Here is a 24,657-nt window from a genome sequence, read left to right as displayed (position 1 = left end):
TCCTTTCATGAAAGAAAGAGACCTGATATGACATCAAGTCTCTTAGTTGTTTTGTTTCCGGTGTGATCTTTTGGGAGCGTCTCACATTCTAAGCGAGCCGCTTCTGCTTTTGATCTCATCCAGCTACAGCGGCTAGAATGTTCGGTGGCTTCACTTCTTCCTACGAGGCAAAAAGCGCCTCTTTGTCAGAAGCTCCATCCCCCTCACATTCTAAGCGAGCCGCTTCCGCTTTTGATCACGGGAAACGAGGGAATTGACCGAAGTCCGGGCTGCGTTTTTCTTTGAATGCGTCGCGGCCTTCTTTTGCTTCGTCAGTTGTGTAGTACAGTAACGTTGCGTCTCCAGCTAGTTGTTGAATACCAGCTAAACCGTCTGTGTCTGCGTTGAATGCAGCTTTTAGGAAACGAAGTGCCATTGGGCTGTTTGCTAAAATTTCTTGTGCCCATTGTACTGTCTCTGCTTCAAGTTCTTCTAATGGTACTACTGTGTTTACTAAGCCCATATCAACCGCTTCTTGTGCACTATATTGACGGCATAGGTACCAAATTTCGCGAGCTTTCTTATGGCCTACCATACGAGCTAAGTAACCAGCTCCGTATCCACCGTCAAAGCTTCCTACTTTAGGACCTGTTTGTCCGAATACAGCGTTGTCTGCAGCGATTGTTAAGTCACATACGATATGAAGTACGTGTCCACCACCGATTGCATAACCTGCTACCATTGCGATAACCGGTTTAGGGATTGCGCGAATTAGACGTTGTAAGTCTAATACGTTTAGACGTGGGATTTGGTCGTCACCTACATATCCACCATGACCGCGAACTTTTTGGTCGCCGCCAGAACAGAATGCACGTCCACCTTCACCTGTTAAAATGATAACGCCAACATTTGCATCATCACGAGCGTGTGCAAAAGCATTGATTAACTCCATTACCGTTTTAGGACGGAATGCATTATGTACTTCAGGGCGGTTAATCGAAATCTTTGCGATGCCATTGTATGTTGAATAAATAATATCTTCGTAATTGCCTTCTTTTACCCATTCAATAGTCATTACTATTACCTCCTTTTATATTTCTGATCTCCTCTATAAGTGCAACTTCCTTCTTGCTGAAAAAAGCATCACTGCATAGTTTTTAGAAATCCCTTTACTATTGTATCAAACTTTTCCGGTTGTTCCACATGAATTGCATGGCCAGCACCATCAATTTTGACAAAATTCGCGCGAGGGATGCATTTTTCTATGTTTTTTAATAGGCGAAAGAACTTTTCATCGCTTTCTCCATTCAGTAAAAGGACAGGCATTTTTAGGTTTTGCAATTCGTTCCACCATGAAGGTTGAGCCCCTGTTCCCATGCCGCGAAGACTATTTGCAAGTCCTTTTGGATTATTAGCAAGTCGTTCTTTTCGCACCGCTTCTTTTACGTTTTGTGCTAAACGTTTTTGTGTTTCAAATAGCGGAATATTTTCCCACATCGATACAAAATTTCGGATACCTTCTTGCTCAATTTTATAGGCAAGTCGTTCATCTTTTTCCTTGCGTTCTTTTCGCTCTTCCTCACTCTCAAGTCCAGCTGTACAGTTTTCTAAAAGAAGCGAACGCACATATTCTGGATATAAGCATGCCATCGTAATCGCAAGTCTACCACCCATTGAATAGCCAAGTACATGTGCATTTTCAATATGAAGATGATCCAGTAGTTCCTTCATGTGCAGCGCCACATTTTGAATATCATAATGCGTCACATCTTCAGGACTTTCCGTTTTCCCGTGTCCAACAATGTCTACTAAAATGACTTGAAACCGCTCGCTCCAAGAAGGAATAAAGGAACGCCACGTTTCCATGCTTCCCGTAAAACCATGAAGAAGTAGAAGTGGTTCCCCGCTTCCGACTACTTCATATTCATGCGATACACCTTGCAATGTTACTCTCATTTTGATTCACCTTGCAAAGATGTAGTAATAACGTCCATTGTTTTTGCCCATAGTTCACGATGTAATTTCAAGTTTCCTTCGCGATTCGTACAAATTTCCACAACGTGTAATCCATTCGTTTTCGTTCCAGTTTGTACTTCTTCTCGGAAGTTTTCCCATCCATTCACACGGCTAAATGAACCACCATACATTTTGACAACATGCTCGTAATCAAGCCCAATTGGTGTTCCAAATAATGATTCGAAATGTTCCTTTTTCTCGTATTGTGGTAAGAATGAGAAAATACCTCCACCATCATTATTTACAACAACAATCGTTATATTTAATTCATGTAATTTTGCAGCTAATAATCCGTTTAAATCGTGATAAAATGATAAATCACCGATTACTAATACGAGCGGATCACAAATAATACTCGCTCCTAAAGCGGTTGAAATAATTCCATCAATACCATTTACACCGCGGTTCGCCATTACTTGAATGTTTTTATCCGATGTGAAGAAAAATGAATCGGTATCGCGAATTGGCATACTATTACTCACAAATAACGTTGCCCCTTCTGGTAATACACGTACAATATCCGTAATTACTTTTCCTTCAAATGCCGTTTCATATGTTTCCATCTCACGAAGTGTTTCTCTCGTTTTCTCGTTTATATGTTTCCACATTCCGAACCAATCATTCTTTTTCATAACTCGCATTTTCTCTAGTAATGCTCTGCAAAATTCAATGTCACTAGCTTGTACAACTTCTGTCGCAACTAGAGCTGGATCTCTCCATTGTCCAGATTCATCAACAACGATATGAACAGCTTTCGTTTGTTTTTTGATGAACTGCGTTAATGCTTTAGAGACAGGCATTCCGCCGAAACGAATTAAAACATTCGGCTTCCACGTTTCTTTTAACAATTCATTTCGTAAAAATGTATCATAACAATCTATAACCATCGTTTTATCATGATTACCACTACGGAGGTTAGAAAGTGGATCTGCTAAAATTGGATACCCTGTTTTCTCAGCTACTTTCATAACAACTTCTGTTATTTCTGGATGACTGCCATCTCCACAAATAATAAGCCCCTTTTCCATATGTGAAAGGCACTCCACAAGAGAATTTACATATTCACTCGGCATCGTCACATTTCCTTGCTGAACTACTCCTGTATATTCACCACGCCCTTTATCCCATAAGCTTTCTAATGAAAAATCTGGGATTAACGGCTCGCGAAGCGGAAAATTGAGATGGATAGGTCCTTGCGGTGCTAGCAGTGCGCTTGCTATCGCACGCTGAGTCGTCATACGAGCGTAATGATACATCGTTTCGCTCGCCTCTGGAAGTGCCATCTCCATAAATCGCTTCACAAAAGTACCGTATAAATTAAATTGATTCATCGCCTGTGGTGCACCCACATCTCGTAATTCATGCGGTCTATCCGCCGTTAATACGATAAGCGGCACTCGTGAATGAAAAGCTTCACATACAGCTGGATAATAGTTCGCTGCTGCCGTCCCTGACGTACATAATAGTGCAACAGGACGTTTTTTTGCTTTCGCAATACCAAGTGCAAAGAATCCTGCTGATCTTTCGTCTACATGTAAATATGTTTTCATTCTTTCATGTTGTTCCATTAGTAAGGCAATCGGCGTTGACCGTGAGCCTGGACTAATGACAACATCACATACATTTAGACGCGTCAGTTCGTCCACGAACGCGCCTAAATAATATGATAATGCTTCTATATGATTGTTCATTTCATTAATTCCTCCAAAGCACCAAGCATCGGTCTAAACTTCAAACTTGTTTCTTCATATTCAAGCTGCGCTACTGAATCAATTACGATACCACAGCCGGCAAATAAGGATGCCTTCTCGCCGTTTAATAATCCGCAGCGAAGTGCAACCGCAAATTCACCATTTCCTTCATCATCTATAAAGCCAATTGGGGCACCATATAATCCTCTATCTAAAAGCTCTACATCACGGATTAATTTCAACGCCTCATGACGAGGTGTACCACCAAGAGCTGGCGTTGGATGTAATTCTTCTACCATCGCTAAAAGACTTGCATCACCTTTTGCTTCTACTGGCGTATATAAATGGATTAAATTTTTCGTCGTTAATAAGCCCGGGCTCTTCGGAATATTAACAGATTCGCAATGCTCACTTAGCACACCTCGAATCATGTTAACTACATAACCGTGTTCAGCCAAATTCTTTTCATCATGAAGAAGCGTCTCACCATTTTGTTTACTTTCTTCTATAGAATTGCCATGACCAATTGAACCAGCAAGGCACATCGATGTAAACTTCTCGCCTTCTTTTCGAATCAATCGCTCAGGTGTCGCCCCTAAGAAGCATGCTCCTTTATAATCAAAAGAAAATACGTAACAATCCGGTTGCCCAATGCGAAGCGCTTCTAAAACAAGAACGGAATCAACATGCTGATCCATCGTTAATTTTAGCTCCCTTGCTAATACAACCTTCTGCACGTTCCCTTGCTTCATTTCATCCTGAACTTTTCCGATCGCATTCATCCAGCCATTCGGATCAACTTCTACTTTAGAAGTAACTGTTAATTTTGATCCTTCTAGTGCACATTTACTCTCTTGTAAAATTCTCTCTTCTACAGAAATAATTTCGTTATGCAGAGTTTCTGCACAATCTTCAGCTGAAACGAACTGATTAATGGTTAACCACGCTTTTTCATTTTTTACAGTTAATAAAAATGCTGGTAGTGAAAATGTGGTATCATCAAATTCTTTCCAAAGATTCGTTTTTTCTTTTTCTTGGTCAAATGAAAATCCACCAAATAAAAGAGGACCTGTTCCAAATTCGTATCCTTCTCTTTGTACAAATGCTTTCTCTTTTACTTTATCCCACTCGTTACGAGCAGTTTGAAAGCGTTTGTGAGAAGAATTTGCTATAGTGAAAACAGAGCCAATTCCAGCAAATATTACATGCTGAGCTGGGTCTGCAAAATAACATCTATTTTCGAATGAGACCCTTTTTCCTGCTGCATAAAACAGAAGTGGATCCACCCAATCTATTTGTTTTACAAAACTAACTAATGTTTTTTCATCAGTCGCACGCTTAATAGCTGTAACAAGAACTTCTTGTAAGCCTTTTTGTTTCGTTTGAATCACAATTGTCTCCCCCCTATGGGCGAAAAATAGTCATAATTACGCTTGATTTTAAGATACACCTCAAAGGAAAGGCCTGTCAACGTTTAGCATTTCTGAGAAATTCACCTTCTCTTCCTAGAAAATAAACGTTGACACTAAATGATGCTTTTTCTACACTTAATTGTGTACAATATGTGACCAAGGAGGGTTCAACATGGAAATGAACGTCGAAACGAATTCCTCTCCTACAGCGCAAAAGCCAAGTAAACAAACCGGCTGGCGCATTTGGTGGAGTTTATTACGTCCCCATACATTAACAGCAGCTTTCGTTCCTGTTTTCATCGGAACAGCTTATGCAATGCAGGTCGGAGGTATAAATCAAATACATCTTCCTCTTTTCTTTATGATGCTTCTTGCTTGCCTTCTCATTCAAGCAGCAACGAACATGTTTAATGAATACTTTGATTATAAAAGAGGCTTAGATCATGAAGGTTCAGTTGGAATTGGCGGTGCTATCGTCCGCGATGGCATTAAACCAAAAACCGTGCTTAACTTAGCATTCGGATTTTTAGGCATCGCAACGCTATTAGGTGTTTATATTTGTATGAACTCTAGCTGGTGGCTTGCCGCGATCGGTCTTGTTTGTATGGCCGTTGCTTACCTTTACACTGGTGGCCCCATTCCAATTGCGTACACACCATTTGGAGAGCTAACAGCAGGATTATTTATGGGTGTCATTATTATTGGTATTTCATTCTTTATCCAAACAGGAGCAGTAACATCAGAAGTGATTTTACTATCTATCCCAAGCTCCATTTTAATTGGTGCGATTTTACTATCTAACAACATTCGTGATTTAGATGGTGATAAAGAAAATGGCCGTAAAACATTGGCGATTCTCGTTGGACGTGAAAGAGCAGTTGGTGTACTTGCTTCTATGTTCATCGTTTCCTACATTTGGACAATCGCTTTAATCATCGTTAACATCGTATCACCATGGATGCTTATCGTATTCTTAAGTGCACCGAAAGCATTTAAAGCGACGAAAGGCTTTATCGGCAAAAGCATTCCAATGGAAATGGTACCCGCGATGATTTCAACAGCAAAAACAAATACAATTTTCGGTCTCCTAATGGGAATCGGATTATTGCTTGGATACTTCCTATAAAGTGAAACTTTAATCAGTGGGGGTTTTGTTCATCACCCACTGATTATTAGTTGAACCAATCGGGCGTTTACGGGCAGTTGGTCTCCCACCTAACTTCTTTGCTCCAGCCAAATTCTAAGGTGGGAGTTTTACTGCCCGTTAATGCGGGATAGAAAGGAGCTGCTTACGCAGCTCCTTTTTTCATATACCAACTTCCCGGCTGAAATTCATCTCATAATTCCTACTCTCAACGCTCATACTATGTAAAGAAACTGAATTGTAGGAAGGTGGACGACTATGTTAACTCCACAACAAATAAATCAATTTAAATCTATTTTAGAAAAACAACAGCAAGAAGTCGAACAAACGATACAAACTCATGAAAATGAAAACCGTGCATCTGAACGTGATTCAGTAGGAGAATTGTCTAGCTATGACAACCATCCAGGTGATATGGCTACAGAATTGTACGAACGTGAGAAAGATTTCGGACTCATCGAATTTTGGCATAAACAGTTAGAAGATACGAAACATGCTCTGCAAAAAATTGAAGCTGGTACGTACGGAATTTGCGAAGTGTCTGGTGAGGAAATTCCATTTGAAAGATTAGAAGCAATGCCAACTGCTACAACGTGTATTCAGCACACTACAAATAAATTAGATATGAACACGCGCCCAGTTGAAGAAGAGGTGCTAGCTCCTTCGTTTCACAAGCACGACGAAGATCATTCTGTTGAATACGATGCTGAAGATGCTTGGCAAGACGTCGCAAATTACGGAACATCAGAAACACCATCCGATTTAGAAAGACAGGATTCAAAAAACTATAATGGAATGTACGTAAATAGTGAAGAAAATGTTGGTTATGTAGAGGATTTCGAAAACTTTATCGGAACAGATATGTATGGAAAAAACCCACAAGTTTTCGCTACAGAGGAACATGAAGAATATGAACAATTGCTTGATGATTTTGAAGAACGCACCTTTAAAGGTGAATTATCTTCAGATGAGTCTGGTTCTAAAGCATAAAAAAAGCATTCCGAAGTTCGGAATGCTTTTTTTCGCTAGCTAATTAGTTTTTTGTAACGTTAGCTGCTTGTGGTCCGCGGTTTCCATCAACGATTTCGAAAGAAACTTCTTGACCTTCTTCTAAAGTTTTGAAGCCGTCGCCTTGAATAGCTGAGAAATGTACGAATACGTCTTCTCCGCCTTCAACTTCGATGAAGCCAAAACCTTTTTCGCCGTTAAACCATTTAACTTTACCTGTTTGCATGTCATGTACCTCCTAAATAAAAATGAAACTATGAATCCACATGAAAAGGTGGATATAAAGGACATGAATGTATAACAAGCTTACAGCCTTTAATACAACGTGCTTTATTTCCGTACCACATTATGTAGCTCAATAGTGTTTTCACTATATCACGCTACATCCAAAACGTCAAATGAGAATACTTTCATCCTATCATTTTTATAATCCTAGTATAATCTTAAATTTCCATTCTATTTTTATTCAAAAATTAACAAAACTACAGTATTTTAATTCCTTTGATTTCTGTACAATATAATTACTACATATGATGAGGTGAAAACATGCAAGCACATGAAATCGAGTATAAATTATATGGCGATGATATGCAGTTTGTTGAAATTGAATTAGATCCAGAAGAAAGCGTTATCGCTGAGGCTGGCGCAATGATGATGATGGAAGATCATATCGAAATGGAAACGATTTTCGGTGATGGTTCAGGACCATCTGGCGGCTTATTTGGGAAATTAATGGGCGCTGGCAAGCGTCTCGTTACAGGTGAAAGCATGTTTATGACTGTATTTACAAATACAGGTCATGGCAAACGACACGTATCATTTGCCGCTCCTTATCCTGGAAAAATTATTCCTGTTGATTTAACAGAATATCAAGGAAAAGTAGTCTGCCAAAAAGATGCATTTCTTTGTGCGGCAAAAGGTGTTTCTATCGGAATCGAATTTACAAAGAAAATTGGAACTGGTTTCTTCGGTGGTGAAGGTTTCATCATGCAGAAACTTGAAGGTGACGGACTCGCTTTCATGCACGCAGGTGGAACAGTATATAAGCGTGAATTGAAACCTGGTGAAAAACTTCGCATTGATACAGGTTGTCTCGTTGCAATGACGAAAGATGTTAACTACGATGTTCAATTCGTTGGAAAAGTAAAAACAGCTCTATTTGGCGGTGAAGGTTTATTCTTCGCAACATTAGAAGGTCCTGGAACAGTTTGGATTCAGTCCTTAACACTTAGTCGCTTAGCAGCACGTCTTACAAGCCCAGCAGCTCAAAATAGCGGTGAAGGCAGCGTTTTAGGCGGAATTGGTCGCCTTTTAGATGGGAAAGAGTAAAACACTAAAAACAGATAGTCCCCTTCTTCATAGGGAACTATCTGTTTCTTTTGGACTGTATAAACCATTTTGAATCATATAATATTCCATCACTTCATTAAGCCATAGCTCTTCCTCCACTGTATAAGGAGAGGGCATTATCTTATTATATTGTTCTTCTATATCCTCTATTTTTCCACTTAAAGAATACATCGTTTCTTCTCCGACATACTTAAGGGTTGCCTTCATATGCTGATCGGCAAGCTTTTGTACTTCTGGATCATCAACATTTTTTCCAAATAGCCTTTTTACTTCTTTTGATAAGCGGACAAACTCTTTATCTAGTTCTATCATCTCTTCTTCAGGCTTATTATATAATCCATCAACCATTTCCTTCGGTATATATTCTTCCAGCCATAAGCGTTGTTCGTTTTCTTTTTGAATACTGTTAATTAGACTCATTAATATGCCACTATCTACCTGCTCTTCTTCTTCAAGACATATTATCGTTCTTTCAATTGCTGTTATCGAAACTTCAATTTGTTTTTTCTTTTCTTCAAAAGCTGCTCTTTGGTTTTGCAATGTTTCTTTTAAACTTATATTCAAACTTTTCATATTGAGCATGACACGAATTTCTTCTAAACTATATCCTAATATTTTTAGACTCACTATTTTTTGAAGCTCTAATATATTTCGATCTTTATATACACGGTGTCCTGAACTCATATTTTTTTCAGGTTTAAGCAATCCAATTCCATCGTAATATTGTAGTGTCCGTATTGATGTGCCTGTTCTCTTTGAAAACTCACCAATTGAATAGCCTTCCTTTTCGCTCATCCTACATTCCTCCTAACAATATGTTTACAAAAATCATACTCCCTCACGTAACTGTAGGTTCCAGCCTTTTTTCAAAAGAATGAATCAAGTCCCTCACTGCATATATTGAACTATACCTTTTCTTAAGGAGGGCTTTCTTGATGCGTACTCCTTTATCCTTTGATAAAGATACTGCCATATTGTTAGCATCTTGCTGCGATCTAACGTATGAACAATATAAACAAAATGGGATTTTTGAAATACCTGATGGATTCCAATATGTACAAGGCTTTCAAGGAAAAGCAATTCAAACAATGGAATGGTTTGGATTCATATTAGAATCTGAGGATACAATCATTGTAGCTTTTAGGGGCACACAAACAGATACAGATTGGATTATCGATTCACTCGTCAACCAAAGGCCATACCCATACGCTTTAAATAGCGGAAATGTCCATAACGGCTTTCTTTCAATTTATGAATCTTGCCGGGATCCTATTATGGATATGCTCGTGTCATTACCAGCCCATAAGAAACTTCTTGCAACAGGCCATAGCTTAGGAGGTGCACTCGCTACACTACACATACTAGATGCCCGTATAAATACTGCCTTCGCACAGTACGGTCTTTATACATTCGCCTCTCCAAAAGTTGGAGATATCGCCTTTCGAAATTATTATAAACTGCAAGTAGCTAGTAGCTTTCGTTTCGTCAACTTATTCGATGTCGTTCCGCTTCTCCCTCCAAGAAATGTCCATTTTAATGAGAAAGACTGGGAATATGCACACGTCCATCACAACATGACATTTACGAAAAATACAAAATCCATTACGAATAATCATTCCATTACAACATACAAAACATGTCTGACCTCTCATTTTTAACCAGTAAACAATTGGAAAATAAACATTTGTATACTATAATAATCTATGAAATTACTTTCGGATGAGGGGACCTTACATGCTAAAATTTATCTTTGCACTTTTTCTTATAATAATTTTTTCGTTTACAGGTTTCTTTACATTTTCATACTTTGCGACAGGAGAATATGACGGAACAGGTATAATATATACCGCTATCCCATTTCTTTCTTAAGCAACATAAGTAAAACGAGCTTAATCTCATTAAGCTCGTTTTATTTTTCTAAGCAAGCGTATCCCTGTTTTAAAATTGAACAAATAAAAGCCCCTTCAAAAGGGGCTTTTATCTAAAAAAGTTTAACAGTATTACCAATACCCCAAATTTCATTACTGTACTGCAAAATTGTTCGATCACTCGCAAAATGCCCAGATTGTGCAATGTTCAAAATCGACATTTCCAGCCATTTCTTCCTATTTTCATAGGCCCTTCCGACAGCTTCTTGTCTTTCAGCATATGGGCTAAAATCTCGAAGAACGAAGTATTCATCATTTTGAATAACGAGAGAATCATAAATCGCTTCAAATTCAGCTCCCGACTGTGCAAAGAAACCATTCGTTAACTGATCTACTACTTTTTTAATGTGCATATTGTGGTGGTAATAGTCACTTGCACGATATCCACCATTTTGATAGTAATGAAGAACCTCATCCGCTGTTAAGCCGAAAATGAAGCAGGCATCATCACCGACCCGGTCTTTTATTTCAATATTAGCTCCATCTAACGTTCCGAGTGTAATTGCACCATTCATCATGAATTTCATGTTACCTGTTCCCGATGCTTCTTTACTCGCAGTTGAAATTTGTTCACTTACATCTGCCGCCGGGAATATATCTTCCGCTAAAGAAACTCGGTAGTTTTCTAGAAAGATAACTTTCATAAATTGACTTACGTACGGATCGGTATTCACCTTTCTTGCAAGCTCATTTATTAATTTAATAATTTTCTTCGCATAATAATAGCCAGGTGATGCTTTAGCCCCAAAAATAAAAGTACGCGGGTAAAATGAAAAACTAGTATCCTCTTTTAAACGATTATACAAGTACAAAATATGAAAAACATTTAATAACTGTCGTTTATAGGCATGTAGCCTTTTCACTTGCACATCAAAAATAGAATTTGGATCAATAGTGATCCCCATTTTATTATGAATGCGCTCCGCTAAAATAATCTTACGCTCTTGTTTTACCCCTGCAAGCTTTTCTTGAAAACTAGTATCATATATGACGTTTTGCAGTGCTTGCAGCTTAATTGGATCTTTCTTCCACTCTTCACCAATCGCTTCCGAAATAAGATTCGTCAGCTGCGGATTCGCCTTCATTAGCCAGCGCCTATGAGCAATTCCATTCGTTTTATTATTAAACTTATCTGGATAAAATTCATAGAACAATCGCATTTCACGCTGCTTTAAAATTTCCGTATGAATTTTCGCCACACCGTTAACGCTATGGCTACCAACAATCGCTAGATGAGCCATTTTCACAAGGTCATGCGCAATAATGGCCATGTCCTCAATGCGCTTCCAATCGTACGAATAACGGTCCCAAAGCTCATGACAGAAACGTTCATTAATTTCTTCAATAATCATATAAATTCTCGGTAATAACGGTTTAAAAATGTGAATTGGCCATTTCTCAAGCGCTTCTGATAACGTTGTATGATTCGTATAGGAAATCGTCTGCGTTGTTATGTGCCAAGCTTCTTCCCATGTCAATTTTTCTTCGTCTAATAAAATACGCATAAGTTCTGGAATTGCTAGAACCGGATGTGTATCGTTTATATGAATCGCAATTTTTTCATGTAACTGACGAAGACTACCGTATCTCTCCCTATGCATACGAACGATATTTTGCAAACTTGCTGATACGAGGAAATACTGTTGTTTTAAACGAAGTATTTTCCCCTCATCATGCGTATCATCTGGATATAAAAACTCCGATACGGCCTCTGTTTCACGCTTATATTTCAAAATATCTTTACAATTTTGCGGGAAAGGAACTGGCTCCGCATTCCAAAGCCGAAGCGTATTTACAGTACTTGTTTCATACCCTACAACTGGAACGTCATATGGTACTGCCATAATAACTTCTGCATTTGTATGTCTGAACTCTAAACGTCCATCAATTTCTAGTGGTTCAACGTTTCCAAAATAACTTACTTCTACGGCTTGGTCATACCTTCTTACTTCCCAAACGTTTTCATGAAGAAGCCACTGTTCTGGAAATTCTACTTGATAGCCGTCAACAATTTTTTGATCAAACAGGCCATGCTTATAACGAATACCACAGCCATGTCCTGGTAAGTTTAAAGAAGCGAGTGAATCGAGGAAACAGGCTGCTAAACGTCCAAGGCCACCATTACCAAGGCCAGCATCTGCTTCAATCTCTTCTAACTCGTGCAAAGAAATTCCAAGTTCAGAAAGCCCCTTTTCACATACATCTCGAATGCCTAAATTTAATATGTTACTGCCTAGCAAACGCCCAAGCAAAAACTCAATGGATAAATAATACATTTGCTTTTGATCTCCAGAACGATAACTTTCATTCGTTGCAATCCATTGACTATTCATATACTCACGTACCATATGACCAAGCGTATTATACTGATCACGAGTTGTAGAATCTTTGAAACTTTTCCCATACATCATTTCTAATTTTTCTAGAAAAGCGGATTTGAAGCTTTCAACATGAGTAAACATTTTTTCACCACCTCAATGTTATTCCATGAGACTTTTATACAATTTCTTGTATGCAAGAGCAGATTTCCCCCAGCTATAATCTTCAGTCATCGCTTGCTTTACAAGCTTATCCCATACCGGTTTATCTTGATAAAACTCAATTGCACGAAGAATCGTATGTAACATGTCATGCGCATTAAAATTCGTAAAGCTAAAGCCATTCCCAATTCCAGTGTCCTCATCGTAAGAATGTACAGTATCATTTAATCCGCCTGTTTCTCTTACAATTGGAATCGTGCCATATGCTAGCGCAATAAGTTGTCCAAGTCCGCACGGTTCAAACAGCGATGGCATTAAAAACAAATCGCTTCCCGCATACACTTGGTGCGCTAACGCTTCATTAAATCCAATATATACTTTTACCTTTTCTGGATACTCGTATGCCATCCATTCAAAGAACTGCTCGTATTCAGAATCGCCTGACCCTAAAATAATACATTGTACATCTTCTTCCATTATTTCACGGAATACAGTACGTACTAGATCAAGCCCCTTTTGCTTCGTTAATCGTGTTACCATCGAAATAACTGGTGTATCTTCTTTTTCTGGTAAACCAAAATAACGCTGCAATGCGCGTTTATTTTCATTCTTTTCATCTAGCGACTCTGCACTATACTGAGCCGTAATATATGGATCTGTTTCTGGATTATATACGCTCGTATCAATTCCATTTACAATGCCACTAAGCTTATCATTATATTCTCGTAGCAATCCATCTAACTTCTCACCGAAAAACTCATATTGAATCTCTTCTTTATATGTCGGGCTAACCGCTGTAATTTGGTCAGATGCGATAATACCGCCTTTCATAAAGTTCACGTTTCCATAAAACTCAAGCTGTTCACTATGAAAATATTCATGACCAAGCTCCAGTAAGTCGTACATCACTTCAGGAGGAAATACACCTTGGAACTGCAAGTTATGAATCGTATATACCGTTTTAATATGCTCATATAACGGGTTATCTTGATACTTTTCACGAAGTAAGAAATTAACCATAGCTGTATGCCAATCATGGCTATGAAGAACATCTACTTCGAAATCAAGATGCGGAATACACTCTAAAACTGCTTTTGAAAAATAAGAAAAACGCTCCCCATCATCATAATGGCCATATAGAGAATCTCTCTTAAAATAATATTCATTATCGATTAAGTAATACGTAATCCCATCCTGCTCACCTTTTAAAATCCCGCAATATTGGTTTCTCCATCCAAGAGGAACGTTAATTACTTTATGAAGCGTACATCCTTCTCTTAGCTCTTTCGGGATAAGACTGTAGTTTGGAAGTATAATGCGAACATTCACTCCTAATTTTTTTAATTCTTTTGGGAGCGCGCCTGCTACATCAGCTAGACCTCCGGATTTAATAAACGGTACACATTCTGATACTGCAAATAAAATATTCACCTGTTGTTCCACTGCACGAAAAGCGTATACATCATAAATCGCTCTTCTTACAGCTTCCTCCCTTCAAGTTTTCATATAGAGTAAAACCTTAATTAGTGGGGGTTCTCTAAATCCCCCACTAATTATGCACCTGCTATTTACGAATAACTATTGATTGTACTATTTTGTACACTACCTTTTTCTACAACATATGGCTCATCAGCATTTCCTTTTAACACTACGCCGTCGCCAAGTTTCACATCTTTATCAATAATAACACCGTCTATTATGCAATTATCTCCAATTTGGCTCTTTTGCATAATAATACTATTACGAACAATTGAACCTTTTCCAATTTTAACAGAACGGGAGACAACACTATTTTCTACTTCACCTTCAATAATACTGCCGTTTGCAATCATCGTATTTTTCACTACTGCACCCTTCATATAACGAGTTGGTGGCTCATTTTTCACTTTCGTAAAGATTGGTGCTTCTTTCTTAAATAATTGCTTCCAAATAGAAGGTTGCAAAATTTCTAGGCTATGTTTATAGTAACTTTCAATAGAATCAATAATAGCTACATATCCTGTATGCTCGTACGTAGTAATATGCAGTGATTTCCCGCTCTTTTCTCTCACTACATCAAATAAACTGTATTGCTCCACATCTTTATATGTCTCAAATAAGTCTAGCAATAATTGTTTCTTTAACACATATGTTTGAAGCGAAACCCCTTCATGACAAACTTCAGTAATATCTGCAGACGTATGTATATGTCGCTCTAACACCGCTTGAAAGTTTAACGCTGTTACAAGATGGCTATTCGTAATAACAACATATTCTTCTCTGCTTCTTAGAAAATAATCAATATGTCTTCTAAAATGTGCAAAAGATCCAAATTCGTCATGATCACATTGGCAGTTCGGTGGGAATAAAAACAGTCCATCACGCTTTCTATCTAAATCCCACTGTTTTCCTGAACCGACATGATCCATTAAAGAACGATTTTTATGACTTGTAAAAACCGCCACGCTATGAATATTAGAATTCACCATATTTGAAAGCATGAAATCAATGAGGCGGTAACGGCCTCCAAACGGTAACGCCGCTAATGAACGATGCCCTGTTACTTTCTTTAAGGAAGGAAAACTTCCCGTTGCATTAATAATTCCTAACATTTTTTCTCCCATTCATTTCATCCCCCTTTTCTATTTTCCTTCAGCAATTAGTACTACATCATCAACATTTTTTTCTGGACGAATTATTGTCCCATCTTCAATAACCATTTCCGATCCAACGATCGCTCTTTCAATCACAACGTTTTTACCAATCTTTGCCCCCGGCATAACGACAGAATCGATTACCATACTACCTTCTTCCACCGTCACTCCTTGGAATAAAACAGAATGCTTCACGTCCCCTTCAATGACGCATCCTTCATTAATAAGTGACTCTTCTACTTTTGCTTGTTCTGCAATATATTGAGGCGGCTCGTTTGGATTTACAGAATAAATGCGCCAATTACGATCGTTCAAGTTCAACGATGTTTCATCGCGAAGTAAATCCATATTCGCTTCCCATAAGCTTTTCACCGTTCCAACATCTTTCCAATATCCTTCAAACGGATACGCCATCAACTTCTTCCCTTCATCTAACAAGAGCGGAAGTACATCTTTTCCGAAGTCATTACTAGATTCAGGGTTTCTTGCGTCCATCTCTAAATATTCTTTTAAAATAGCCCAGTTAAAAATATAAATTCCCATTGATGCAAGATTACTTCTTGGAAATTGTGGTTTCTCCTCAAATTCAACAACTTCCATCTCTTCATTTGTATTCATGATGCCAAAGCGACTTGCTTCATCCCACGGCACTTCAATAACAGAAATCGAAACGTCCGCTTCTTTCTCAATATGGTAATCTAGCATTTTGCTGTAATCCATTTTATAAATATGGTCACCTGATAAAATAAGGACATATTCTGGTTCATACTGACTTAAATAGTTTAAGTTTTGATAAATAGCACTTGCCGTACCTGTATACCACTTCACACCTGAAGACTCCGCATAAGGGGGTAACACAGTGACTCCACCGTTTACACGATCAAGATCCCAAGCATTTCCGATTCCAATATAATTATGAAGTTCTAGCGGTTGATATTGTGTTAAAATCCCCACCGTTTCAATACCGGAGTTTGCACAGTTACTTAACGTAAAATCAATAATGCGATATTTACCACCAAATGGAACAGCTGGCTTGGCTAAATTTTTTGTTAATGCACTTAAACGACTACCTTTTCCCCCTGCTAGTAACATTGCTACGCACTTTTGTTTTTGAGCCATCTTGTTTTTTGCTCCCCTTTCTCGTCTTCACTGGTCGTAATATGGATACGCCAAATGGTGGAATTGTTATTTCTACATGTGCCGCTTGATTATGATATGGCTCTAGAATCGTCTTGAGACGTTTCTTATTAACTTGCCCCGATCCGCCATATTGCGCCGAGTCACTGTTTAAAATTTCGTTATAATACTCGTAATCTGGTACACCTACTTTATAGTTTTCATATGTAGCTTTCGTAAAATTACATACGACAACTAACGCATCTTCCTGCTTATCCCCTTGGCGGATAAACGAGAAAATACTTTGTTCATTATTATTAGCATCAATCCACTGAAATCCTTCAGGCGAGTGATCTAACTGCCAAAGTGGTTTTGAGCGCTTATACAATGCTATGAGCTCTTTAAAGTAATCATGCATGTAACGATGCATTTCAAAATCATGTAAATTCCAATCTAAATCTTCAAGGTCTTTCCACTCATCAAATTGCCCGAATTCTCCACCCATAAAGAGTAATTTCTTACCTGGATGAGTAAAGAAATATCCATATAATAAACGAAGTTGGGCGAACTTATCCCAGTAATCTCCCGGCATTTTATTTAATAACGACTTTTTCCCATGAACGACTTCATCATGAGAAAGCGGCAATATGAAGTTTTCAGAGTGAGCATATATTAAAGAGAATGTCATTTTCTCATGAATGTATTTCCGGTACTCTGGCGCACATTCCATATATTTCAGCACGTCATTCATCCAACCCATATTCCATTTATAATTGAATCCAAGTCCACCCTCGTATGTTGGAGCTGTTACAAGTGGCCAAGCTGTTGAATCTTCCGCTGTCATAAGAAACTCTTCATCTTCTGCAAACACAGCTTCATTTAACTCTCGTAAGAAAGAAACAGCGTGTTCATTGCTTTGCTCTTTTCCTTCTTTATTCCAGTACAGCATATTCGCAACTGCATCTACTCTGAAACCATCAATATGGAAATACCTCATCCAAAATAACGCATTTGAAATTAAGAAATTACGTACTTCTCTCTTCCCTAAATCAAAATTAACAGTTCCCCATACCTGGTTTTCTTGTACATCTATATCTTTATATTCATAAGTCGGTGCCCCATCAAACAAATATAAACCGTGAGCATCTTTACAAAAATGCCCCGGTACCCAATCTAAAATGACACCGATTCCATATTTATGACATTCATCGACAAAATACATCAAATCATGTGGCGTGCCGAATCTACTTGTAGCTGCATAATATCCCGTTCCTTGATATCCCCAAGAACGATCATATGGATGCTCAACAAGCGGCATAATTTCAATATGTGTAAATTGATGTTCCACCACATACGGAATGAGCTCCTCAGCCATTTCTCTGTAAGAATACAGAGCGCCATCTTCTTTCTTTTTCCAAGAACCGAAATGTAATTCATAAACTGTCATCGCTTCTTTATAAATCGATTTTTTCTTTCTCTTACGAATCCAGTTTTTATCATTCCATTCATATCCCTCTATATCAAAAACTACAGATGCCGTATTTGGTCGTACTTCTGCATATACTGCGTAAGGATCTGCTTTTAAAATAACGTCACCGTTCATCGTTTCAATCGCATACTTATATATCTCATTCTCTTCAATATGCGGTGCAAACAAGGACCAAATCCCCTCTTCTGTCACTTGTAGCATCTTATGTTGCTTATAATCCCATTCATTAAAATCCCCAACAACACTCATTGCTTTCGCATGAGGAGCCCATACTGTGAATCGTACCCCTCGCATCCCATCTTCCGTCACAATATGTGCCCCAAAGATGTTATAACTGTCATAGTGCTTTTCTGTATGAAACTCATCTCGTTTCACTTCTTCACAATTTATTACATCCAATATGTTCACCTCACTAAGATGACAGAAATTTTTTACTCTTTATCATTTCTGCAAAAAACTGAAATATCCTTGTTGTTTTTTAAAAAATATTCGTTTTTTTCTTAAATTTCACTTAAAATGTTTACATTTATCGTGTAAAATATCGAATTTTGACGAATATTCATTGCAAACGCTTTATTTCCCTTACTATTTCTCGCCCTTCATTGTTGCTCAATATTTATTTTATTAGTTTCTCTCCATTTTTCACGCTATTTCTCACGTAAAATACAAGCGAAATAATCTATTGTTTAAAAATATTTCTCAACATTTTTTGTCACAAATTTTATCATTTCCCGACGGAAAACTCCCACCTCAAGGAATAGGTAGGACATGGTTTAATGAGTATGCGGGAGATGAATGGCGTTTAGGAAAAATTGCCACAAGGTTAACTCCTAAAGAATGAAGTGAAACTCTGCTCGCAATTAGTGGGATAACGCACAAAAGCACTCTATTCAAAAATAGAGTGCTTTTTTCTATAAACGACCCTTATCCAGCAAAAGGGGTATATTGGGGATATACAAGGGAAACCGGAAAAGGAATTTATATTAATTTATATAAATTCAGAGGTAGGAAGCAGTTTCCCGCCTCTGAATTATTTAGCAATTATTATAGTACTGGTGCCATTGTTTCTTTTAATACTTTTACAGAATGAGCGAATTTCGCTTTTTCTTCTTCGTTTAATTCAAGTTCTACGATTTCACGTACACCTTCGCGGTTAATAACAGCTGGAACACCTACGTAAGCATCTTTCTCACCATATTGACCTTCAAGGTATGCAGATACAGTTAATACGCTGTTCTCGTTGCTTAAGATCGCTTTAGTTACACGAAGTAGTGACATACCGATTCCGTAGTAAGTTGCGCCTTTACGCTCGATAATATGGTAAGCTGCATCACGTACATTTTCAAAGATTTTATCTAAATCTTCTTGGTTATACTGTTCGTTGTTCGCTAAGATTGTTTCTAGTTTTTGTACACCTACAGTAGCGTGGCTCCATACTGGAAGTTCAGTATCACCGTGCTCACCAACGATGTAAGCATGAACGTTACGTGGATCTACATCTAAGTAGTCACCTAACATGTAACGGAAACGAGCAGAGTCTAAAGTTGTACCAGAACCAATTACGCGCTCTTTTGGCAAGCCAGATTCTTTCCAAGTTACGTAAGTTAAAATATCAACTGGGTTTGTTGCGATTAAGAAGATTCCATCGAATCCGCTATCCATAATACCGCGAACGATTTGTTTAAAGATCTTTGTATTTTTCTCAACTAAGTCTAAACGAGTTTCGCCTGGCTTTTGTGGTAATCCAGCAGTGATAACAACTAGATCTGCATCTTTACAATCTGCATAGCTACCGCTCCAAACTTTTGTTGGTGCTGGAGAGAATGGTACCGCATGGCTTAAGTCCATTGCTTCCCCTTCTGCTTTTGCTTCATTAACATCTACAAGTACGAATTCTTCAGCTACACCTTGGTTGATCATTGAGTAAGCGTAACTACAGCCTACAGCTCCTGTTCCTACTAATACTACGCGATTGATACCTTTTTTCATGTTAATTTCCCCTTTCAATTGTTTACATCTATTTTTTATTATTGTTTAAGTAAGTAATTAAAATACTAATTTAATGTTGTTTAACTTCTTTACATACATATTGTAGCATGGATTATTGTGAATTACTTCACAAATTATGACCTAATTGTGAACTTTTTCACATAGAGTGTAAACTTATCAGGTTAGGTGTGGAATCCATACCAATTTAGGGATTTTGATTAGATTGTGAACGAGTTTTTCTTACACATACCCCGGTAAGTGAAATTATATCGACGATTATTTAAATATATCAACGATTTTTGGGATATATCTATCGTAACTCAAAATATATCAACGATTCGACAAGGTATATCGACTTACCGACAAAACCCGACAACATTAGCCCCATAAAAAAACTGCCTCCAATAGATCACCTATTTAGAGACAGCTTCTTCTATTTATACTATTTGTTTTCCGCAGTAGCTCCTAATATAGCCGCTTTTACGTAATTTTGACCGTTTAATTTTTGTAAATCCGCAGCCGTTCCTGTTACGACTACTCCAATGACTTTTACATCTTGCTCACTTGGTTTTGTTTTCTTTCCTTTTAGGTAGTCATATATACGCTTATATTCCTCATAATACTTTCCCTTTTGATCTAAACCATTTTGAATTGCTAAAAGGAAATCTTTTTCTGTTCCATTTCCAAATCTTTCTATTAGTTAGACGATTCAAATAGAAAAAAGTATACAAAAATCCATAAAAAAATAGACTATCCAAAGTCCACTTTTATACAACAAAAAAGAGATAGCAGATTATGCTATCTCTTTTAGTATGACCCGTACGGGATTCGAACCCGTGTTACCGCCGTGAAAGGGCGGTGTCTTAACCACTTGACCAACGGGCCAAAATATGGCAGAGAAGAAGGGATTCGAACCCTCGCACCGCGTTTGCGATCTACTCCCTTAGCAGGGGAGCCCCTTGAGCCACTTGGGTACTTCTCTATAGTATGGCTCCGCAGGTAGGACTCGAACCTACGACCGATCGGTTAACAGCCGATAGCTCTACCACTGAGCTACTGCGGAATAATTATGGTGGGCCTAAATGGACTCGAACCATCGACCTCACGCTTATCAGGCGTGCGCTCTAACCAGCTGAGCTATAGGCCCATAAAAAGCGGGTGAAGAGAATCGAACTCTCGACCAGAGCTTGGAAGGCTCTTGTTTTACCACTAAACTACACCCGCATTAAATTAAAAATGGTGAGCCATGAAGGATTCGAACCTTCGACCCTCTGATTAAAAGTCAGATGCTCTACCAACTGAGCTAATGGCTCATTTTGAAAGTGGTGCCGGCTAGAGGACTTGAACCCCCAACCTACTGATTACAAGTCAGTTGCTCTACCAATTGAGCTAAGCCGGCTTGCGATTTCAAAATGGTGGCTCGGGACGGAATCGAACCGCCGACACGAGGATTTTCAGTCCTCTGCTCTACCGACTGAGCTACCGAGCCTTTATGTAAAAAAATGGCGGTCCCGACCGGGGTCGAACCGGCGATCTCCTGCGTGACAGGCAGGCATGTTAACCACTACACCACGGGACCATTTGGTTGCGGGGACAGGATTTGAACCTGCGACCTTCGGGTTATGAGCCCGACGAGCTACCGTACTGCTCCACCCCGCGATGATATAATATTTAATTTAGAAAAAATGGAGGAGGTAGAGGGATTCGAACCCCCGCGCGACTCTCGCCGCCTGTCGGTTTTCAAGACCGATCCCTTCAGCCGAACTTGGGTATACCTCCAAGATATGAACTTTGAGTGGTGGACCTTGTAGGACTCGAACCTACGACCGGACGGTTATGAGCCGTCTGCTCTAACCAGCTGAGCTAAAGGTCCTTATGGTAGCGGCGGAGGGGATCGAACCCCCGACCTCACGGGTATGAACCGTACGCTCTAGCCAGCTGAGCTACACCGCCATAAGTGATATTCAAATAAGTGGAGCCTAGCGGGATCGAACCGCTGACCTCCTGCGTGCAAGGCAGGCGCTCTCCCAGCTGAGCTAAGGCCCCATATTTTGAAAAAATCGGGAAGACAGGATTTGAACCTGCGACCCCCTGGTCCCAAACCAGGTGCTCTACCAAGCTGAGCCACTTCCCGTTAATAAAAACGCGCCCGAGAGGAGTCGAACCCCTAACCTCTTGATCCGTAGTCAAACGCTCTATCCAATTGAGCTACGGGCGCATATGGTGCCGAGGGCGGGGGTCGAACCCGCACGGTGGTCACCCACCGCAGGATTTTAAGTCCTGTGCGTCTGCCTGTTCCGCCACCCCGGCATGTCATATTGAAAATTGGAGCGGAAGACGGGATTCGAACCCGCGACCCCAACCTTGGCAAGGTTGTATTCTACCACTGAACTACTTCCGCAAGACATGTATGAGTTATTTTATTAAAAGTGCGGGTGAAGGGAGTCGAACCCCCACGCCAAAGGCGCTAGATCCTAAGTCTAGTGCGTCTGCCAATTCCGCCACACCCGCATATTATATATTTCAAAAGAAAAAATGGGGCGACTGATGGGAATTGAACCCACGAGTGCCGGAGCCACAATCCGGTGCGTTAACCACTTCGCCACAACCGCCATGATTTTCTGGTGCCGACTAGAGGACTTGAACCCCCAACCTACTGATTACAAGTCAGTTGCTCTACCAATTGAGCTAAGTCGGCTAAATGGTGGAGGATGACGGGATCGAACCGCCGACCCCCTGCTTGTAAGGCAGGTGCTCTCCCAGCTGAGCTAATCCTCCGAATTGCCTGGCAACGTCCTACTCTCACAGGGACAAGGTCCCAACTACCATCGGCGCTAGAGAGCTTAACTTCCGTGTTCGGTATGGGAACGGGTGTGACCTCTCTGCCATCATTACCAGACTGTATTCATTTAAGACAAGAATTATCATAACTTATTCGACATTTAAAGTCAATAAGTTTTTTATATTCTCTCAAAACTAGATAACATTAGCTTCATATTATATGGTTAAGTCCTCGATCTATTAGTATTCGTCAGCTCCACATGTCACCATGCTTCCACCTCGAACCTATCAACCTGATCATCTTTCAGGGATCTTACTAGCTTACGCTATGGGAAATCTCATCTTGAGGGGGGCTTCATGCTTAGATGCTTTCAGCACTTATCCCTTCCGCACATAGCTACCCAGCTATGCCCTTGGCAGAACAACTGGTACACCAGCGGTGCGTCCATCCCGGTCCTCTCGTACTAAGGACAGCTCCTCTCAAATTTCCTGCGCCCACGACGGATAGGGACCGAACTGTCTCACGACGTTCTGAACCCAGCTCGCGTACCGCTTTAATGGGCGAACAGCCCAACCCTTGGGACCGACTACAGCCCCAGGATGCGATGAGCCGACATCGAGGTGCCAAACCTCCCCGTCGATGTGGACTCTTGGGGGAGATAAGCCTGTTATCCCCGGGGTAGCTTTTATCCGTTGAGCGATGGCCCTTCCATGCGGAACCACCGGATCACTAAGCCCGACTTTCGTCCCTGCTCGACTTGTAGGTCTCGCAGTCAAGCTCCCTTATGCCTTTGCACTCTACGAATGATTTCCAACCATTCTGAGGGAACCTTTGGGCGCCTCCGTTACACTTTAGGAGGCGACCGCCCCAGTCAAACTGCCCACCTGACACTGTCTCCCGGGTCGATAAGACCCGTAGGTTAGAATTTCAATACAGTCAGGGCGGTATCCCACCAGCGCCTCCACCGAAGCTAGCGCTCCGGTTTCAATGGCTCCCGCCTATCCTGTACAAACTGTACCAAAATTCAATATCAGGCTACAGTAAAGCTCCACGGGGTCTTTCCGTCCTGTCGCGGGTAACCTGCATCTTCACAGGTACTATAATTTCACCGAGTCTCTGGTTGAGACAGTGCCCAAATCGTTACACCTTTCGTGCGGGTCGGAACTTACCCGACAAGGAATTTCGCTACCTTAGGACCGTTATAGTTACGGCCGCCGTTTACTGGGGCTTCAGTTCAGAGCTTCGCTTACGCTAACCCCTCTCCTTAACCTTCCAGCACCGGGCAGGTGTCAGCCCCTATACTTCGCCTTACGGCTTCGCAGAGACCTGTGTTTTTGCTAAACAGTCGCTTGGGCCTATTCACTGCGGCTTTCCGTTAAGAAAGCACCCCTTCTCCCGAAGTTACGGGGTCATTTTGCCGAGTTCCTTAACCAGAGTTCTCTCGCACACCTTAGGATTCTCTCCTCGCCTACCTGTGTCGGTTTGCGGTACAGGCACCTTTTATCTCGCTAGAAGCTTTTCTTGGCAGCGGGGAATCAAAGACTTCGCTCCATAAGGAGCTTCCCCATCACAGCTCAGCCTTCACGATAAGCGGATTTGCCTACTTATCAGCCTAACTGCTTGGACGTGCACAACCAATC

At 40.0% G+C, this 24,657-nt stretch carries 16 protein-coding genes, 22 tRNA genes, 2 rRNA genes and 1 pseudogene (1 of these 41 only partly in view); 4 read left to right on the top strand and 37 right to left on the bottom strand.

Annotated elements, in window-relative coordinates:
* Positions 1-235: 235 nt before the first annotated feature.
* The 4 genes from menB to ACE38F_RS04600 all read right to left on the bottom strand — a co-directional run bounded on the left by menB (position 236) and on the right by ACE38F_RS04600 (position 5,077).
* Positions 236-1,054: a 1,4-dihydroxy-2-naphthoyl-CoA synthase gene (gene menB / locus ACE38F_RS04615; protein WP_215554572.1), complete on the bottom strand. Its 819-nt coding sequence runs from the start codon at positions 1,052-1,054 to the stop codon at positions 236-238.
* A gap of 68 nt (positions 1,055-1,122) precedes the next feature.
* The gene (gene menH / locus ACE38F_RS04610; RefSeq protein WP_375370119.1) at positions 1,123-1,935 is read right to left on the bottom strand and encodes a 2-succinyl-6-hydroxy-2,4-cyclohexadiene-1-carboxylate synthase; all 813 of its coding nucleotides are present in this window, start codon (positions 1,933-1,935) and stop codon (positions 1,123-1,125) included.
* On the bottom strand, positions 1,932-3,686 hold the full coding sequence (gene menD / locus ACE38F_RS04605) for a 2-succinyl-5-enolpyruvyl-6-hydroxy-3-cyclohexene-1-carboxylic-acid synthase (RefSeq protein WP_375370120.1): 1,755 nt from the start codon (positions 3,684-3,686) through the stop codon (positions 1,932-1,934). The genes menH and menD overlap by 4 nt, the downstream gene beginning before the upstream one ends.
* Complete coding sequence (locus tag ACE38F_RS04600; RefSeq protein WP_375370121.1) at positions 3,683-5,077, bottom strand: isochorismate synthase; 1,395 nt, start codon at positions 5,075-5,077, stop codon at positions 3,683-3,685. Before ACE38F_RS04600 ends, menD begins: the two co-directional genes overlap by 4 nt.
* 193 nt (positions 5,078-5,270) lie before the next feature.
* On the opposite strand from ACE38F_RS04600, the gene ACE38F_RS04595 reads away from it, so the two are divergent.
* Both ACE38F_RS04595 and ACE38F_RS04590 read left to right on the top strand, forming a co-directional pair.
* On the top strand, positions 5,271-6,224 hold the full coding sequence (locus ACE38F_RS04595) for a 1,4-dihydroxy-2-naphthoate polyprenyltransferase (protein ID WP_002112545.1): 954 nt from the start codon (positions 5,271-5,273) through the stop codon (positions 6,222-6,224).
* Positions 6,225-6,500: 276 nt separating this feature from the next.
* Positions 6,501-7,232 carry a yteA family sporulation protein gene (locus tag ACE38F_RS04590; RefSeq protein ID WP_002145149.1) on the top strand — a complete coding sequence of 244 codons (732 nt, stop codon included), beginning with the start codon at positions 6,501-6,503 and terminating at the stop codon, positions 7,230-7,232.
* A gap of 43 nt (positions 7,233-7,275) precedes the next feature.
* Here the strand turns inward: ACE38F_RS04590 and cspD are convergent, their stop codons facing one another.
* Entirely contained in the window at positions 7,276-7,476 is a 201-nt protein-coding gene (gene cspD, locus ACE38F_RS04585; RefSeq protein ID WP_001193051.1) for a cold-shock protein CspD, read from the bottom strand.
* A 320-nt stretch (positions 7,477-7,796) separates the two neighbouring features.
* Between cspD and ACE38F_RS04580 the strand changes: the two genes are divergently transcribed.
* Positions 7,797-8,579, top strand: a complete 783-nt coding sequence (locus tag ACE38F_RS04580) for a TIGR00266 family protein (RefSeq protein ID WP_375370122.1) — start codon at positions 7,797-7,799, stop codon at positions 8,577-8,579.
* A gap of 27 nt (positions 8,580-8,606) precedes the next feature.
* Here ACE38F_RS04580 and ACE38F_RS04575 read toward each other — a convergent pair whose 3' ends face one another.
* The gene (locus tag ACE38F_RS04575) at positions 8,607-9,395 is read right to left on the bottom strand and encodes a MerR family transcriptional regulator (RefSeq protein WP_215554577.1); all 789 of its coding nucleotides are present in this window, start codon (positions 9,393-9,395) and stop codon (positions 8,607-8,609) included.
* 140 nt (positions 9,396-9,535) lie between these two features.
* Here ACE38F_RS04575 and ACE38F_RS04570 point away from each other — a divergent pair, with 140 nt between their 5' ends.
* Positions 9,536-10,258: a lipase family protein gene (locus tag ACE38F_RS04570; protein WP_002145144.1), complete on the top strand. Its 723-nt coding sequence runs from the start codon at positions 9,536-9,538 to the stop codon at positions 10,256-10,258.
* A 323-nt stretch (positions 10,259-10,581) separates the two neighbouring features.
* On the opposite strand, the gene glgP is transcribed toward ACE38F_RS04570, so the two are convergent.
* The 31 genes and pseudogenes from glgP to ACE38F_RS04415 all read right to left on the bottom strand — a co-directional run.
* Complete coding sequence (gene glgP, locus ACE38F_RS04565) at positions 10,582-12,990, bottom strand: glycogen phosphorylase (protein ID WP_375370123.1); 2,409 nt, start codon at positions 12,988-12,990, stop codon at positions 10,582-10,584.
* 18 nt (positions 12,991-13,008) lie between these two features.
* Positions 13,009-14,439, bottom strand: a complete 1,431-nt coding sequence (gene glgA, locus ACE38F_RS04560; RefSeq protein ID WP_341305488.1) for a glycogen synthase GlgA — start codon at positions 14,437-14,439, stop codon at positions 13,009-13,011.
* Positions 14,440-14,576: 137 nt separating this feature from the next.
* A complete protein-coding gene (gene glgD, locus ACE38F_RS04555; RefSeq protein ID WP_215554580.1) occupies positions 14,577-15,611 on the bottom strand; it encodes a glucose-1-phosphate adenylyltransferase subunit GlgD in 1,035 nt (344 codons plus the stop codon).
* A gap of 18 nt (positions 15,612-15,629) precedes the next feature.
* On the bottom strand, positions 15,630-16,760 hold the full coding sequence (gene glgC / locus ACE38F_RS04550; protein WP_000057600.1) for a glucose-1-phosphate adenylyltransferase: 1,131 nt from the start codon (positions 16,758-16,760) through the stop codon (positions 15,630-15,632).
* The gene (gene glgB, locus ACE38F_RS04545) at positions 16,708-18,645 is read right to left on the bottom strand and encodes a 1,4-alpha-glucan branching protein GlgB (RefSeq protein ID WP_375370124.1); all 1,938 of its coding nucleotides are present in this window, start codon (positions 18,643-18,645) and stop codon (positions 16,708-16,710) included. Before glgB ends, glgC begins: the two co-directional genes overlap by 53 nt.
* Before the next feature lie 645 nt (positions 18,646-19,290).
* Positions 19,291-20,235 (bottom strand): L-lactate dehydrogenase, encoded by a 945-nt coding sequence (locus ACE38F_RS04540; RefSeq protein ID WP_002112560.1) that lies wholly within the window; start codon positions 20,233-20,235, stop codon positions 19,291-19,293.
* Positions 20,236-20,677: 442 nt separating this feature from the next.
* Positions 20,678-20,923 (bottom strand): annotated as a pseudogene (locus ACE38F_RS04535) (anti sigma factor C-terminal domain-containing protein); the annotation flags it as partial.
* A 125-nt stretch (positions 20,924-21,048) separates the two neighbouring features.
* Positions 21,049-21,120: transfer RNA gene (locus tag ACE38F_RS04530), tRNA-Glu, on the bottom strand.
* Between the two features lie 6 nt (positions 21,121-21,126).
* Positions 21,127-21,217, bottom strand: a tRNA-Ser gene (locus tag ACE38F_RS04525).
* A gap of 6 nt (positions 21,218-21,223) precedes the next feature.
* Positions 21,224-21,298: transfer RNA gene (locus ACE38F_RS04520), tRNA-Asn, on the bottom strand.
* Between the two features lie 7 nt (positions 21,299-21,305).
* Positions 21,306-21,382, bottom strand: a tRNA-Ile gene (locus tag ACE38F_RS04515).
* 6 nt (positions 21,383-21,388) lie between these two features.
* Positions 21,389-21,459, bottom strand: a tRNA-Gly gene (locus ACE38F_RS04510).
* Between the two features lie 13 nt (positions 21,460-21,472).
* Positions 21,473-21,548, bottom strand: a tRNA-Lys gene (locus tag ACE38F_RS04505).
* A gap of 10 nt (positions 21,549-21,558) precedes the next feature.
* Positions 21,559-21,634 (bottom strand) — tRNA-Thr (locus tag ACE38F_RS04500).
* A 14-nt stretch (positions 21,635-21,648) separates the two neighbouring features.
* Positions 21,649-21,724, bottom strand: a tRNA-Phe gene (locus ACE38F_RS04495).
* A gap of 14 nt (positions 21,725-21,738) precedes the next feature.
* Positions 21,739-21,814, bottom strand: a tRNA-Asp gene (locus tag ACE38F_RS04490).
* Between the two features lie 3 nt (positions 21,815-21,817).
* Positions 21,818-21,894: transfer RNA gene (locus ACE38F_RS04485), tRNA-Met, on the bottom strand.
* 27 nt (positions 21,895-21,921) lie between these two features.
* Positions 21,922-22,014, bottom strand: a tRNA-Ser gene (locus ACE38F_RS04480).
* A 17-nt stretch (positions 22,015-22,031) separates the two neighbouring features.
* Positions 22,032-22,108: transfer RNA gene (locus ACE38F_RS04475), tRNA-Ile, on the bottom strand.
* 3 nt (positions 22,109-22,111) lie between these two features.
* Positions 22,112-22,188 (bottom strand) — tRNA-Met (locus ACE38F_RS04470).
* A gap of 20 nt (positions 22,189-22,208) precedes the next feature.
* A tRNA-Ala gene (locus tag ACE38F_RS04465) sits at positions 22,209-22,281 on the bottom strand.
* 14 nt (positions 22,282-22,295) lie between these two features.
* A tRNA-Pro gene (locus ACE38F_RS04460) sits at positions 22,296-22,369 on the bottom strand.
* A gap of 10 nt (positions 22,370-22,379) precedes the next feature.
* Positions 22,380-22,453: transfer RNA gene (locus ACE38F_RS04455), tRNA-Arg, on the bottom strand.
* Between the two features lie 3 nt (positions 22,454-22,456).
* Positions 22,457-22,545: transfer RNA gene (locus ACE38F_RS04450), tRNA-Leu, on the bottom strand.
* Positions 22,546-22,561: 16 nt separating this feature from the next.
* Positions 22,562-22,636 (bottom strand) — tRNA-Gly (locus ACE38F_RS04445).
* A 29-nt stretch (positions 22,637-22,665) separates the two neighbouring features.
* Positions 22,666-22,746: transfer RNA gene (locus ACE38F_RS04440), tRNA-Leu, on the bottom strand.
* A gap of 25 nt (positions 22,747-22,771) precedes the next feature.
* Positions 22,772-22,847, bottom strand: a tRNA-His gene (locus ACE38F_RS04435).
* Positions 22,848-22,857: 10 nt separating this feature from the next.
* A tRNA-Thr gene (locus tag ACE38F_RS04430) sits at positions 22,858-22,933 on the bottom strand.
* Between the two features lie 4 nt (positions 22,934-22,937).
* Positions 22,938-23,013 (bottom strand) — tRNA-Val (locus ACE38F_RS04425).
* 5 nt (positions 23,014-23,018) lie between these two features.
* Positions 23,019-23,134: ribosomal RNA gene (gene rrf / locus ACE38F_RS04420) — 5S ribosomal RNA — on the bottom strand.
* Between the two features lie 102 nt (positions 23,135-23,236).
* Positions 23,237-24,657, bottom strand: a 23S ribosomal RNA gene (locus ACE38F_RS04415); it runs 1,501 nt beyond the window's last position.

This window comes from Bacillus altaicus (assembly GCF_042136375.2).
Taxonomy (GTDB): Bacteria; Bacillota; Bacilli; order Bacillales; family Bacillaceae_G; genus Bacillus_A; species Bacillus_A cereus_U.
The sequence above is the reverse complement of the archived record's forward strand: the minus strand, read 5'-3'. Positions and strand labels throughout refer to the sequence as shown.